At 71.1% G+C, this 13,572-nt stretch carries 11 protein-coding genes; 3 read left to right on the forward strand and 8 right to left on the reverse strand.

Features of this window, described 5'->3' with window-relative positions; genetic code table 11:
- Window positions 1–326: DUF4175 family protein (locus FV223_RS32550; RefSeq protein ID WP_348644786.1), on the reverse strand; the 326-nt coding region annotated here is incomplete at its 3' end.
- Window positions 327–435: 109 nt separating this feature from the next.
- Window positions 436–1,644 carry a polyhydroxyalkanoate depolymerase gene (gene phaZ / locus FV223_RS08290; RefSeq protein WP_147726376.1) on the reverse strand — a complete coding sequence of 403 codons (1,209 nt, stop codon included), beginning with the start codon at window positions 1,642–1,644 and terminating at the stop codon, window positions 436–438.
- 224 nt (window positions 1,645–1,868) lie between these two features.
- On the opposite strand from phaZ, the gene FV223_RS08295 reads away from it, so the two are divergent.
- Window positions 1,869–3,095, forward strand: coding sequence for a TetR/AcrR family transcriptional regulator (locus tag FV223_RS08295; RefSeq protein WP_147726367.1), 1,227 nt, complete (start codon window positions 1,869–1,871; stop codon window positions 3,093–3,095).
- Window positions 3,096–3,121: 26 nt separating this feature from the next.
- On the opposite strand, the gene FV223_RS08300 is transcribed toward FV223_RS08295, so the two are convergent.
- The 4 genes from FV223_RS08300 to FV223_RS08315 all read right to left on the reverse strand — a co-directional run bounded on the left by FV223_RS08300 (window position 3,122) and on the right by FV223_RS08315 (window position 8,552).
- Entirely contained in the window at window positions 3,122–4,273 is a 1,152-nt protein-coding gene (locus tag FV223_RS08300; RefSeq protein ID WP_147726368.1) for an acyl-CoA dehydrogenase, read from the reverse strand.
- Window positions 4,274–4,444: 171 nt separating this feature from the next.
- On the reverse strand, window positions 4,445–5,641 hold the full coding sequence (locus tag FV223_RS08305) for an acyl-CoA dehydrogenase family protein (RefSeq protein ID WP_147726369.1): 1,197 nt from the start codon (window positions 5,639–5,641) through the stop codon (window positions 4,445–4,447).
- 26 nt (window positions 5,642–5,667) lie between these two features.
- Complete coding sequence (locus FV223_RS08310) at window positions 5,668–6,852, reverse strand: acetyl-CoA C-acyltransferase (RefSeq protein ID WP_147726370.1); 1,185 nt, start codon at window positions 6,850–6,852, stop codon at window positions 5,668–5,670.
- Window positions 6,849–8,552 carry an AMP-binding protein gene (locus FV223_RS08315; RefSeq protein ID WP_246689642.1) on the reverse strand — a complete coding sequence of 568 codons (1,704 nt, stop codon included), beginning with the start codon at window positions 8,550–8,552 and terminating at the stop codon, window positions 6,849–6,851. The genes FV223_RS08310 and FV223_RS08315 overlap by 4 nt, the downstream gene beginning before the upstream one ends.
- A gap of 172 nt (window positions 8,553–8,724) precedes the next feature.
- Between FV223_RS08315 and FV223_RS08320 the strand changes: the two genes are divergently transcribed.
- A complete protein-coding gene (locus tag FV223_RS08320) occupies window positions 8,725–9,918 on the forward strand; it encodes a CaiB/BaiF CoA-transferase family protein (RefSeq protein ID WP_147726372.1) in 1,194 nt (397 codons plus the stop codon).
- A gap of 85 nt (window positions 9,919–10,003) precedes the next feature.
- The gene (locus FV223_RS08325; RefSeq protein ID WP_147726373.1) at window positions 10,004–12,100 is read left to right on the forward strand and encodes a 3-hydroxyacyl-CoA dehydrogenase NAD-binding domain-containing protein; all 2,097 of its coding nucleotides are present in this window, start codon (window positions 10,004–10,006) and stop codon (window positions 12,098–12,100) included.
- Between the two features lie 48 nt (window positions 12,101–12,148).
- Here FV223_RS08325 and FV223_RS08330 read toward each other — a convergent pair whose 3' ends face one another.
- Both FV223_RS08330 and FV223_RS08335 read right to left on the reverse strand, forming a co-directional pair.
- A complete protein-coding gene (locus FV223_RS08330; RefSeq protein ID WP_147726374.1) occupies window positions 12,149–12,931 on the reverse strand; it encodes an SDR family oxidoreductase in 783 nt (260 codons plus the stop codon).
- A 4-nt stretch (window positions 12,932–12,935) separates the two neighbouring features.
- Window positions 12,936–13,572 (reverse strand): SDR family oxidoreductase (locus FV223_RS08335; protein ID WP_147726375.1); only part of this gene is annotated, 637 nt, incomplete at its 5' end.

The following is a 13,572-nucleotide window of genomic DNA, read 5'->3' on the forward strand; positions in this document are numbered from 1 at the left end:
AGGATTACACCCTGGCCAAGAACGAGCTGACCTATCGCGGCAACCGGATCGACATGCGCGCGATCCGCAAGACCGCGCTGATGACGGTCGGGGGCGAGCACGGCGACCAGCGCGGCACCGAAGGCGACGAGGCCGACGATGCGCCAGGTGGCGGAGAGATCGAGCCAGAGGCCGAGCCAGGAGACGGCGAGGAATGCCAGCACGACGCCGAGGCCGCGCCACAGCACCGGCCAGGCCCGCTCCCACAGGCCGGCGGCGTTGGAGCGCGCCACCAGCCGGTCGAGCCGTGCGGCGTTGCCGGATCGCTTCGGATCGTTACTGCTCACGCCCGCAATCGCCTCGCCGCCCTCGAACCAGCACGTTCGTGCAGGCAAGCTAGCATGGTGCGCATCGTGCACGTGCGGGTCAAATCCGCTCAGGGCGGGGCGGCCGTCCTCAGTTGTGCGACTGGATGAAGTTGCGCACCAGCGGGTAGGTCTGCCCCTCCCACTTGCGGCCCGAGAACACCCCGTAATGGCCGACGCCGGCCTGGAGGTGGTGGCTGCGCATGTGCGGCAGCAGGCCGGTACAGAGGTCGTGCGCCGCCATGGTCTGGCCGACGGCGCAGATGTCGTCGCGCTCGCCCTCGACCGTCATCAGCGCGGTCTTGCGGATCGCGCGCATGTCGATCCGGTTGCCGCGATAGGTCAGCTCGTTCTTGGCCAGGGTGTAATCCTGGAACACCGTCTTGACGGTCTCGATGTAGAACTCCGCCGCGAGGTCGAGCACGGCGAAGTACTCGTCGTAGAACCCGGCGATCGCGTCGGCCTTCTCGACCTCGCCGTTGGCCATGTGCCAGAACAGGTCCGCATGGCCCTGGACGTGGCGCTTGGTGTTCATCGAGACGAAGGCCGAGACCTGGACGAAGCCGGGATAGACCCGGCGGCCGGCGCCCTTGTGGCGCCGCGGCACGGTGGCGATCAGATTCTTCTCGAACCACTCGATCGGCTTCGAGGTGGCGAGCGCGTTCACCGAGGTCGGGCTGATGCGGCAATCCACCGGGCCGGCCATCAGCGTCATGCTGCGGGGCGTGGCCGCATCCTTCGATTCCGCCATCACGGCGGCGGCGGCGAGCGCCTGGACGGTCGGCTGGCAGACCGCAAGCACGTGCGCGGGGCCGTCCATCGCCCCGAGGAACTGCACGAGGTGCCCGACATAGTCGTCGAACCCGAACGCGCCGTCGGAGAGCGGCACGTCGCGGGCGTTGTGCCAATCGGTGATGTAGACGTCGTGGTCGGGCAGCAGGGTCTTCACCGTGCTGCGCAGCAGCGTCGCGAAGTGGCCCGAGAGCGGGGCCACGACCAGCACCTTCGGCTGCTCGGAATCGATGTCCTTGCGAAAGCGCAGCAGGGTGCCGAACGGCGTGACGAGGACCGGCTCCTCGACCACCGAAACCTCGCGGTTGCCGACCGTCACCGCCTCGATGCCGAAGGACGGGCGCGCGAAGGTCAGTCCGGCGCGCATCATCATGCGGGCGCCGGCCGACATCCAGTTCACCGGATCGCCGAAGGCGGTCCAGGGCGAGACGGCATCGTGCAGCACGCGCCCCCAGGCCCGCGTCTGCTGGGCCAGGTCGCACTGCATCTCGAACGCGTCGTACAGCATGGGGCGGGCACTCGTGCGCGACCGGCCCGACAGGCGGGCGGTCGCGGCTTCGGGATGGGGCTGATACGCCGCTTCGTGCTGCATCATCATGCGGTGAGGATCAGACGGCCGCGCACCCACCGCAACCGTCTAAAAGTACGAAGCCGTCGGCCTGTGTCTTCGCAGTACCACGTTTGACGGCGCGGCGCTTGTCAGTTCGTGCGCCGCCATGCTCAACCGCTGGGATGATCGACGGAGGCAGGCCCGCGGCCGGGCAGACCAAACGCTATGCCCTCAAGCGTGGGGCGATCCTCGATGCGGCGGCACGGCACTTCAATGCCCGCGGCATCCGCGGCACGGCGCTGAACGACGTCGGCGGCAGCGTCGGGCTGATGCCCAACAGCATCACCTACTATTACCGCCGCAAGGAGGACCTCGCGGCCGCCTGCTACGTCAGCACGATCGCGTGGCACGAGGCGCTGCTCGCCGAGACGGCGGCGCTCGCCGACCCGGCAGAGCGCCTCTCCGCATTCCTGGCCGCCTACTTCCGCGACCTCGCGGCGATCGAGACCGGGGCGCGGGCGCCTCAGGTCCGGCTGACCGACATGCGCGCGCTGCCCGAGCCGCAGAGCGCGGCGGTCTACGCCGCCTACAACGCCTTCTTCCGGCAGGCGCGCGCCGCGTTCTTCCCCGAGGCCGCCTTCCCCGGCCTCGACCGCGACGCGTTGCGGGCACGGACGCACCTCGTCGTTTCGGTGGTGCACACGGTCCGCGCCTGGATCGACCGCTACGAGGCGGCGGATTACCCCCGCGTCGGGGCGCGGATCGCCGATCTCCTGCTGCACGGCTTGGCGAGCCCGGAGAGCCGCTGGAGCGGCGACGCACCGGACCCGATCACGGCCCAGGGCGACCCGACCGAGCCGTTCCTGCGGGCGGCGACGGCGCTGATCAACGAGGAAGGCTATCGCGGCGCCTCGGTTGAGAAGATCTCGGCGCGGCTCAGCGTCACCAAGGGCTCGTTCTACCATCACAACGACAACAAGGACGACCTGATCGCCCAGTGCTTCGCGCGCACCTTCGCCATCCTGCGCCGGGAGCAGGAGGCGGCCGAGGCGGCCGGCGGCACCGGCTGGACGCGGATCACCGCCTGCGCCCGTGCGCTGATGCGCCATCAGGTCTCCGAGGGCGGCCCGCTCCTGCGCTGCACCGCCGTCGGCGCCCTGCCGGACACCCTGCGCGCCGAGATCCCGCTGACCATGCGCCGCCTGTGGGAGCGCCTGGCCTTCCCGATCGGCGACGGCATCGCCGACGGCTCGATCCGCGCCGTCGACCCGTCGATCGCCGCGCAGGTGGTGAGCAGCATGATCGACGCCGCCTCCGACCTCGACCGCTGGTGCGACGTCGCCGGCGCCGATGCGGCCGAGATCTTCGTGCGCCCGCTGTTCATGGGGATCCACGCGGCCGCCGACTAACGCGTCCCCGGGGTTCTCGGATCGCGTCAGGCCGCGATCAGGCCGCCGTCGTCGGCGACGCGGCGCAGGTGGTAGGGCGTGTCGCCGAGCTGGTACTCGATCATCGCCAGGCGCTTGAAGTGGTGCGCGCCGATGTACTCCATGGTCATGCCGATGCCGCCGTGGAGCTGGACCGCTTCCTGGCCGAGGAAGCGGCACGCCTTGTTGACCTGCACCTTCACCGCCGACAGGGCGGCGGCACGCTCGGCGGCATCGCCGGCCTCGACCATCATCGCCCCGTAAATCGCCATGGAGCGCGCTTGCTCGAGGGCGATCAGCATGTCGACCGCCCGGTGCTGCAGCGCCTGAAAGCTGCCGACCGTGACGCCGAACTGCTTGCGCGTCTTGAGGTAATCGACGGTCAGCGCATGCAGCGCCGACATCGAGCCGAGGGCCTCGGCCGCCAGCGCCGCGATCCCATGCTCGGCGACGCGCACCAGCAGCGGCAGGCCGCCCTCGGAATCGCCGAGCACGTCGCCGCCATCGACGGCCACGCCGGCGAAGGTCACCTCCGCGGCCCGGCCGCCATCCTGGGTCGGATAGGGCTCGATGGTGACGCCCGGCGCATCGGCCGGCACCACGAACAGGCCGATCCCGTGCGGGTCGCGGCGCTCGCCCGAGACTCGGGCGCTGACGACGATCAAGCCGGCGGAATCGGCGTTCAGCACGACGCTCTTCTGCCCGTCGAGCACGAAGCCCGAGCCGTCGCGGCGGGCCCTGGTCGCGACATCGTGAAGGTCGTAGCGGGACTGCCGCTCGGTCTGGGCGAGGGCGAGGCGGGTCGAACCCTCCACGATCCCGGGGAGCCAGCGCGCCTTCTGGGCCGAATCGGCGCCGAGCCGGATCGCGGTGGAGCCGAGCACGCCGCTGGCGAAGAACGGCTCGACCGCGAGGTTCCGGCCGATCGCCTCCATCACGATCATCGTCTCGACGGCGCCGCCGCCGAACCCGCCATCCTCCTCGGAGAAGAGCAGGCCGCAGACGCCGAGTTCGGCGAGCTTGCCCCAGCTCGGCTCGGAGAACCCCAGAGGCTCGCGGGCCCGGGCCTGGCGCGCCTCCAGCGACGGGTAGCCGTCGGCGCAGAAGCGCTCGACGCTGTCGCGCAACAGGTTCTGCTCGCCGCTGAAATCGAAGTCCATGGTGTCATCCGTTCGAAGCCGCGAAGAGGCTTCCGAGAGAAACGCGGGTCCCCTCTCCCGTGCGGGAGAGGGACAGGGTGAGGGCTCCAGGTCTTTCCTGCGACGTCGCATCCCTCTCCCCAACCCTCTCCCGAACGGGAGAGGGCGGCGCAGTGCGTCCTGCGGGAGGTCTCACAAGCCCAAGATGCCCTTGGCGATGACGTTGTGCTGGATCTCGTTCGAGCCGCCGTAGATCGAGACCTTGCGGTTGTTGAAGTAGCTCGGCGCGGCCGCGTCGACCCAGTCGAAGCCGCCGGGCGGGTTGTTGGCGCCGGCGCCGCGCTGGGGCGCGGCGAGCGAGAACGGTCCTGCGAGCTCCACCAGCAGCTCGGTCGCCGCCTGCTGCAGCTGCGAGCCGCGGATCTTCAGGAGCGAGGAGGCCGGGTCGGGCTGCACCGAATCGGCGCGGCCCTGCTTGGCCGCGACCCGCATCTGCGTGATCTCGAGCGCCTTCAGCTCGATCTCGACCTCGGCGACCCGTCCGCGGAAATCGCCGTCGTCCCACATCGAGCCGGCGCCGGAGGGCATCTCCTTGGCGAGGCGCTTGATGCGCTGGATGCGCTCCTTGGTCAGGCCGATGCGGGCGATGCCGGTGCGCTCGTTGGCAAGCAGGAATTTCGCGTAGTCCCAGCCCCTGTTCTCTTCGCCGATCAGGTTCTCGACCGGCACGCGCACGGAATCGAAGAACACCTCGTTGACCTCGTGGCGCCCCTCCAGGGTGATGATCGGGCGCACGGTGATGCCGGGCGACGTCATGTCCATCACGAGGAAGGAGATGCCGCGCTGTTTCTTCGCCTCCATGTCGGTGCGCACGAGGCAGAAGATCCAGTCGGCATGCTGGCCCAGCGTCGTCCAGGTCTTCTGGCCGTCGACGACGTAGTGGTCGCCGTCCCGCACCGCCTTGGTCTTGAGCGAGGCGAGGTCGGAGCCGGCGCCGGGCTCGGAGAAGCCCTGGCACCACCAATCGTCGAGATTGGCCGCCCGCGCGAGGAAGCGCTGCTTCTGCTCCTGGTTGCCGAAGGTCGCGAGCACCGGGCCGAACATGTAGCAGTTGAACTGCTGCGGCAGCGGCACCGCCGCCTGCAGCAGCTCCTCGGTGTAGATGTAGCGCTGGATCGGCGTCCAATCCTGGCCGCCCCATTCCTTGGGCCAGTGCGGCACGGCCCAGCCGCGCGCGTTCAGGATGCGCTGGGACGTGACGACGTCGTCCTTGCCGAGGCCGCGGCCTTCCGAGACCTTGCGCCGGATCTCGGCCGGGATCTTCTCGCGGCAGAAGCTGCGGACCTCGTCGCGGAACGCGATCTCGTCGGCGGTGTAGCGCAGATCCATCGGTGTCTCCTGATCGTCGCGGATCGCTAGGCGGCGATCTCGAAAAGGCCGGCGCAGCCCATGCCGCCGGCCACGCACATGGTGACGACGGCGTAGCGCGCCTTGCGCCGCCGGCCCTCGAGCAGGGCGTGGCCGACGAGGCGGGCGCCGCTCATGCCGAAGGGGTGGCCGACGCTGATCGCGCCGCCGTTGACGTTGACCCGCTCGGGATCGATCCCGAGCGTGTCGCGGCAATAGAGCGACTGGCTGGCGAAGGCCTCGTTCAGCTCCCACAGGTCGATGTCGGCGACCTTGAGCCCGTGGCGTTCGAGCAGGCGCGGGACGGCGAAGACCGGACCGATGCCCATCTCGTCGGGGCCGCAGCCGGCCGAGGCGAACCCGCGGAAGCTGCCGAGCGGGGCCAAACCGCGCCGCGCCGCCTCCGCCCCCGACATCACCACACAGGCGGACGCGCCGTCCGAGAGCTGGCTGGCGTTGCCGGCGGTGACGAACGCGTGCTCGCCGCGCACGGGCTTGAGCTTGGCCAAGCCTTCCAGCGTCGTGTCGGGGCGGTTGCCCTCGTCCTTGGCGAGCCGGGTCTCGACGGTGCGGGTCTCGCCCGTGGCCTTGTCGGTGACCGACATCATCGCGGAGATCGGCACGATCTCGTCGTCGAACAGGCCGCGCTCCTGCGCCGCCGCGGTGCGGCGCTGGCTTTCGAGCGCGAACGCATCCTGCGCCTCGCGCGAGATGCCGTAGCGCCCAGCGACGATGTCGGCGGTCTCGATCATCGGCATGTAGATCGCCGGTAGGTGCGCCAGCAGCCAATCGTTCCGGGTCAGCTCCTTCTGCACCTTCGGCTGCACGAGGCTGATCGATTCGAGGCCCCCGGCCACCGCCACAGGGACGCCGTCGAGGATGACGCGGCGGGCGGCGCTGGCGATCGCCTCCAGGCCCGAGGCGCAGAACCGCGACACGGTCATGCCGGCCGACCAAACCGGGATGCCAGCGACGAGGCTCGCGTGCCGCGCGACGTTGCCGCCCGTGGCGTTCTCCGGGTAGCCGCAGCCGAGGACCACCTCCTCGACCTCGCCCGGCTCGACGCGCGCGCGCTCGACGGCGGCGCGGATCGCGTGCGCGCCGAGATCGGCGCCGTCGGTGAGGTTCAGCGCGCCGCGGAACGCCTTGCCGATCGGCGTGCGGGCGGTCGAGACGATGACGGCGTCGGTCATGCGGGGTCGGCTCCGGTCTTCGCGCGCTCTTCGGCGACGAGCACGCTGGCGAGCAGCTTGCCCGCCGGGCTGCGGGGCAGGGCGTCCCGGAACTCGAGCGCCCGGGGGATCTCGTGGCGGCCGATGCGGCTGCCGAGGAAGTCGTTGAGCGCGTCGAGGCTGAAGCGCTCGGCGCCGGGCTTCAGGGTGACGAAGGCCTTGGCCGCCTGCCCGCGGTACGCGCAGGGCACGCCGATGACGATCGTCTCGGCGACGGCCGGGTGCTCGTAGATCGCGCTCTCGATCTGCACCGGATAGACGTTGTAGCCGCCGGAGATGATCATGTTCTTGCGCCGGTCGACCAGGTCGAACAGGCCGTTCTCGTCCACCCGCCCGATGTCCCCGGTGAGGAACCAGCCGTCGCGGAACGCGTCCGCGGTGGCGTCGGGTTGCTCGAAGTAGCCGACGAAGACGTTCGGCCCGCGGATCGCGATCTCGCCGGTCTCGCCCGTCGGCACCTCCACCGACGGGTCGTCGAGGGAGACGACGCGCATCTCGACGCCCTTCAGCGGAATGCCGATCACGCCGGGGCGGCGCTCCCCCGCCCGCGGCAGGCGGGTGCCCGCCGGCGCGGTCTCGGTCATGCCCCAGCCGACGGCGAGGTTCACGCCCATCAGCCGGCTGAGGCGGCTCATCACGTCGAAGGGCAGGGGCGCGCCGCCACTCATGCACGAGCGCAGCGACGAGAAGTCCACCGCCTCGATGCCGGGGCGGTTCAGCAGCGCGAACCACATCGTCGGCACGCCCGGCAGCGCCGTGGCGCGGCGGACCTCGATGTCGGCGATGATCTCGTCCAGGTCGAAGCGCTGGCGCAGCAGGATCTGGGTGCCGCCGCGGATGCCGCGCAGCAGCACCGTCGTCAGCGCGTAGATGTGGAAGAGCGGCAGCACGCAGACGGTGCGGGCCGAGGCCTCGCCCTCGTCCCCGTCGTCGGTCCAGAGCCGGTACATCGAGACGGAAGCCGTCAGGTTGCCGTGGGTCAGCATCGCCGCCTTCGGCAGCCCGGTGGTGCCGCCGGTGAACTGCAGCAGCATCACGTCGGAGGGCTTGCGCTGCGGCCAGGCCGCCGGACGCGGAGCCCGGCGCAGGGCCGACAGGGTCACGACGCCCGGGCGCTCGGGGATCGGCAGCGGCTCGGACACCGTCGAGGCGCCCCATTCCGCGTCGTCGCCGACGAGCAGGGTGTCGACGGCGCCCTCGTCGAGGAGCTTCAGCGCCACCGGCAGGAAGCCCGGGAGGTTGGTGGTGACGAGGACGCGCGCGCGGGTGGTGCCGAGCTTGTGCGCGAGCTCGCGCGGCGCATCGAGACCGGACAGGTGCACCACCCGCAGGCCGGCCCGAGCCGCCGCGAGGAAGGCGACCGGGTGGAACGGGGTGTTCGGCAGGTGGAGGCCGATCGTGGCGTCGGGCGTCAGCCCGCGATCAATCAGGCCGGCGGCGACCGCCTCGACGTGGTCGGCGAATTCGGGAAAGCCGATCGCGCGTCCGCGGAAATCGAAGGCCGGGCCCTTCGCCGCGGCGACGCCCGCCGCCAGCAGGTCCGGGATGGTGCCGATCTCGACCGGGCCGTCCCAGTCGCAGGCATTCGGGAAATGGCGCGCCCAGGCCTGTGCCCGCGGCTCCGCCGTCGGCTCGGTCTCCCGGATCGCCTGATGCGACACGCCAACCTCCCAGACGCGGCCTCGTGCGGGCCGCTGTTCCATGATTGCGAAATTCGATCTATGCCGATGCCGGGCGCTGTCAACCGAACATACCGGTTTTTCGAAACTTGAACGGGCGGGCCGCTGTCGAGCGGCGCCGCAGACTTGCCGGACACGGGGCCAGGAGGAGCCGATGGAGCGGACGACGGAACCGGACCTGCCGCTGGCGGGCATCCGCGTCCTCGACCTGTCGCGGGTGCTCGCCGGGCCCTGGTGCGGGCAGGTGCTGGGCGATCTCGGCGCCGACGTGATCAAGGTCGAGCATCCGACCCGCGGCGACGACACCCGCGACTGGGGCGTCGCCACGAGCCCCGGCAACACGACGTATTTCGACAGCGTGAACCGCAACAAGCGCTCGCTCGGCCTCGACCTGGCGTCCGAGGAGGGTGCGGCGCTGGCACGAAGGATCGCGGCCGGCTGCGACGTGCTGATCCAGAACTTCAAGCGGGGCGGCGCCGACAGGCTCGGGCTCGGCTACGACCGCCTGTCGGCGGAGAACCCGGGGCTGATCTACTGCTCGGTCGCCGGCTACGTCGGCGACGGGCCGGAGGCGGAACGCCCGGGCTACGACCTCGTGGTGCAGGGCGAGGCGGGCCTCATGGCGCTGAACGGCCGCCCGGACGAGCCTCCGCTGAAGTTCGGCGTCGCGGCCGTCGATCTGTTCACCGGCCAGTATGCGGCCCAGGCGGTGCTCGCGGCGCTCCTTCAGCGCCACCGCACCGGGCGCGGCCGCCACGTCGAGATGGCGCTCTACGATTCCGGTCTCAGCCTGACCTCCTATGTCGGCCTCGCGGCGCTCGCGCTCGGGCGCGATCCCGAGCGGGTCGGCAATGCGCACCCGGCGATCGTGCCCTACGGCGTGTTCGAGGCGGCCGACGGCCCCCTGGTCATCACCGTCGGCAACAACGGACAGTACCGCCGCTTCTGCACGGTGATCGGCCGGGAGGACCTCGCGGCCGATCCGGACTACGCGACCAACCTCGGCCGCTCGCGCCACCGCGACCGGCTCGCGCCCGAGATCGACCGCGAGCTCGCGCGCATCCCGCGGGCGACGCTGATCGCAGCGCTCCGGGACGCGGGCATTCCCTGCGGCGAGGTCGCCGGCCTGCACGAGGCGTTCCGTTCCGATCGGACGGCCGAAGCGCACATGCTGCATGCGGGACGATCGCCCGTCCTCGCGCCGCCCTACCGCCTCGACGGAGCCCGTCCCCCGGTGCGCCGGCCGCCGCCGGGCCTCGGCGAGCACACGCGCGCGCTGCTCGCGGAACTCGGCCTCGATTCGGAGCATATCGCCGACCTGCGGACGCGCGGCATCGTCGCGGGCTGACGCCGGCCCGTGCGACCGAACCCCGATCTCGAAAACCGCCGACGCCCGGACCCGGCCGGACGCGGCGCACGATGAGGAAGCCAGCATGACCGACACCCCGACCACCCTCCGCCGCGACGGCCGCGTCGCCGTCATCACGCTCGCCTCGCCGCCGGTGAACGCGCTCGGCGCGGCCGTCCGCGAGGGCCTGCGCGACCGGATCGCGGAAGCCGGGGCGGATGCGGAGGTCGGGGCGATCGTGCTCACCGGCTCGGGCAAGCTGTTCTCCGGCGGCGCCGACATCACCGAGTTCGGCAAGCCGCCCCGCGGCATGGGGCTCGGCGAGCTGCTCGACATCGTCGAGACCTCATTCAAGCCGGTGGTCGCGGCGATCCACGGGCAGGCGCTCGGCGGCGGGCTCGAGCTGGCGCTGGCCTGCCACCACCGCGTGGCGACGCCCTCGGCGAAGCTCGGCCTGCCGGAGGTGAAGCTCGGCCTCCTCCCCGGCGCCGGCGGCACGCAGCGCCTGCCCCGCGTGGTCGGCCCGCAGAAGGCCCTGGAGATCATCACCTCGGGCCAGCCCGTCGGCGCGAAGGCCGCGCACGCGATGGGCTTGCTCGATGCGCTGACCGGCGCGGACACGCTGGTCGCCGACGCGACCGCCTTCGCCGAGCGCATCCTCGCCGAGGGACAGGCCTCGCCCCGCATCCGCGACCGCGACGACCGCATCGCGGAAGGGCGCGACGACCCCGCCCTGTTCGACGCCTTCCGCAAGGCGAACGCCAAGAAGTTCCGCGGCTTCGAGGCGCCCGAGGCCTGCATCCGCTGCGTCGAGGCGGCCTGCAACAGGCCGTTCGCGGAGGGCATCGTCTTCGAGCGCGAGACCTTCGAGCGGCTGATGCACGGCGCGCAGTCGATCGCCCAGCGCCACGTCTTCTTCGCCGAGCGCCAGGCCGCCAAGATCCCGGGCCTCGGCAAGGACGTCCCGACCCGCCCGGTCGCCCGCGTCGGCATCATCGGCGCCGGGACCATGGGCGGCGGCATCAGCATGAACTTCCTCAACGCCGGCATCCCGGTGACGATCGTCGAGGCCAAGGCCGAGGCGTTGGAGCGCGGGCTGAAGACGATCCGCCGGAACTACGACGGCTCGGCGAAGAAAGGCCGCATCACCGCCGCCGACGTCGAGACCCGCATGGCGCTGCTCACCGACAGCCTCGACTTCGCGGACCTAGCCGGCTGCGACCTGATCATCGAGGCGGCGTTCGAGGACATGGATCTCAAGCGCACGATCTTCCGGACGCTCGATGCCATCGCCAAGCCCGGCGCGATCCTCGCCTCCAACACCTCCTACCTCGACATCGACGTGATCGCTGGCATGACCCGGCGCCCGCAGGACGTGATCGGGATGCACTTCTTCTCGCCGGCCAACGTCATGCGCCTGCTCGAGGTGGTGCGCGGCGCCGAGACCGCGCCCGACGTGATCGCCACCGCGATGGCGCTCGGGCGCCGCATCGGCAAGGTCGCGGTGCTGGTCGGCGTCTGCCACGGCTTCGTCGGCAACCGCATGCTGGAGCAGCGCCAGCGCGAGGCGAACAAGCTGATCCTCGAAGGCGCCCTGCCGCAGGACGTCGACCGGGTGGTGGAGGGCGTCGGCCTGCCGATGGGACCGTTCGCGATGAGCGATCTGGCCGGCCTCGACATCGGCTGGTCGGCGGAAACCTCGAAGGGCGAGAGCGTGCGCGACATCCTGTGCGAGCAGGACCGCCGGGGGCAGAAGACCGGCCGCGGCTTCTACGATTACGACGAGAACCGGAAGCGCTCGCCCTCGGATGCGGTCGAGGCGGTGATCCGCGACGTCTCCGAGCGCAAGGGCATCGCCCGCCGCACCGTCACCGACCAGGAGATCCTGGAGCGCTGCCTCTATCCGATGGTGAACGAGGGCGCGAAGATCCTCGAGGAGGGCAAGGCTTTGCGCGCCTCCGACATCGATACGGTCTGGATCAACGGCTACGGCTGGCCGGTCTACACCGGCGGCCCGATGCACTGGGCCGACGGCATCGGCCTCGGCAAGATCCTCGACCGGATGAAGGCCTTCGAGGCGGAACACGGGCCGGAATTCGCGCCCTCTTCCCTGCTGGAGAAGCTGGTCGCCGAGGGCGGGAGCTTCGCCGGGTACGATAGAGCGGCACGGACGGCGGCGTAGAACCCGCGTCTCCCTCCCCCGCCGAGGGGGGAGGGCAATGCGCGGCGTCTACCCGATCGCCCCGCTGGCGATCGTCACGCCGCCGTCCACCACGATGGCCTGGCCCGTCGTGAACCGCCCCGCGGCGGAGGCGAGGAAGATCGCCGCACCGGCGATCTCGTCGGGCTCGCCGATGCGGCGCAAAGGCGCGAGCGAGGTCGCGGATTCCAGGACCTTCGGATCCTCCCACAGGGCGCGGGCGAAGTCGGTGCGGACGAGGCCGGGGCAGATGCAGTTCACCCGGACGTTGTGCGGGCCGTACTCGACCGCGTAGTTCCGCGCGAGCTGCATGTCGGCCGCCTTCGAGACGTTGTAGGCGCCGATCACCGGCGAGCCCTTGAGGCCGCCGATCGAGGAGACGATGACGATCGCGCCGTCGCGCCGGGCGATCATCGCCGGCGCCACCAGCTGGATCAGCCAGTGGTTCGAGACGATGTTGTTCGACAGGATCTTGGTGAACTGCTCGTCCTTGATGTCGGCCAGCGGCCCGTAATACGGGTTGCTCGCGGCGTTGCAGACCAGCGTGTCGACCGCGCCGAAACGGTCGTTGGTCTCGCCGATCAAACGGACGAGGTCCTCCTTCACCGAGATGCTGGCCGGCACCGCGATGGCGCGGCCGGCGCCGTGCGCCGCCTCGATCTCGGCGACGACCGCGTCGCAGGCCTCGCGCTTGCGCGACGACACCACCACCCGCGCGCCCTGCTCGGCCATGCGGAGCGCGATGGCGCGCCCGATCCCGCGGGACGAGCCGGTGATGACGGCGACCTTGCCGGTGAGATCGAACAGCGACATCGGATCATCCTCTCGCGCGTCTGAGCTTGGCCATGCCGCCGATCCAGCGGTCGTGGTCGTCGGCCTTGCGGCGCACGTAACCGGCGACCTGCGGGTGCGGCAGGATCAGGAAGCGGCCCTCGGCGAGGCCGGCGAACGCCGCCTCCGCCACCGCTTCGGGGCTGAGCAGCCCGTCGAGGAGCGCCGGCTCGCGCGCCGAGGCGCCGCGCACCATCGCGGTGTCGACCCCCTGCGGGCAGAGCGCGGCGACGCGGATGCCATGGTCGCGATGGGTGATCGCGAGGTGCTCGCAGAAGCCGAGGGCGGCGTGCTTGGTGGTGGAATAGGTCGCGCTGCCGATCTGGCTGAGCAGGCCGGCCGCCGAGACCGTGGCGAGGAAGGTCCCCGCGCGTCCGGCGATCCAATCCGGCAGCAGCGCGCATGCCGCGTGGACGTGGGCCATCACGTTGACCGCCCAGGCGCGCGCCCAGTCGGCATCGGGCGCGGAGGCCGCATTCTCGGGATCGGGGTCGCGCAGCAGGATGCCGGCATTCGAGCAATAGACCTCGACCGGCCCGTGCTCCCGGATCGTCCGCGCGACGAGGTCGGCGACGCTCTCGGCCACGCCGACGTCGCAGGTCGCGGCGACGCCGCCGATGCGC

Origin of the sequence: Methylobacterium sp. WL116 (assembly GCF_008039455.1) — a bacterium.
Lineage (GTDB): Bacteria > Pseudomonadota > Alphaproteobacteria > Rhizobiales > Beijerinckiaceae > Methylobacterium.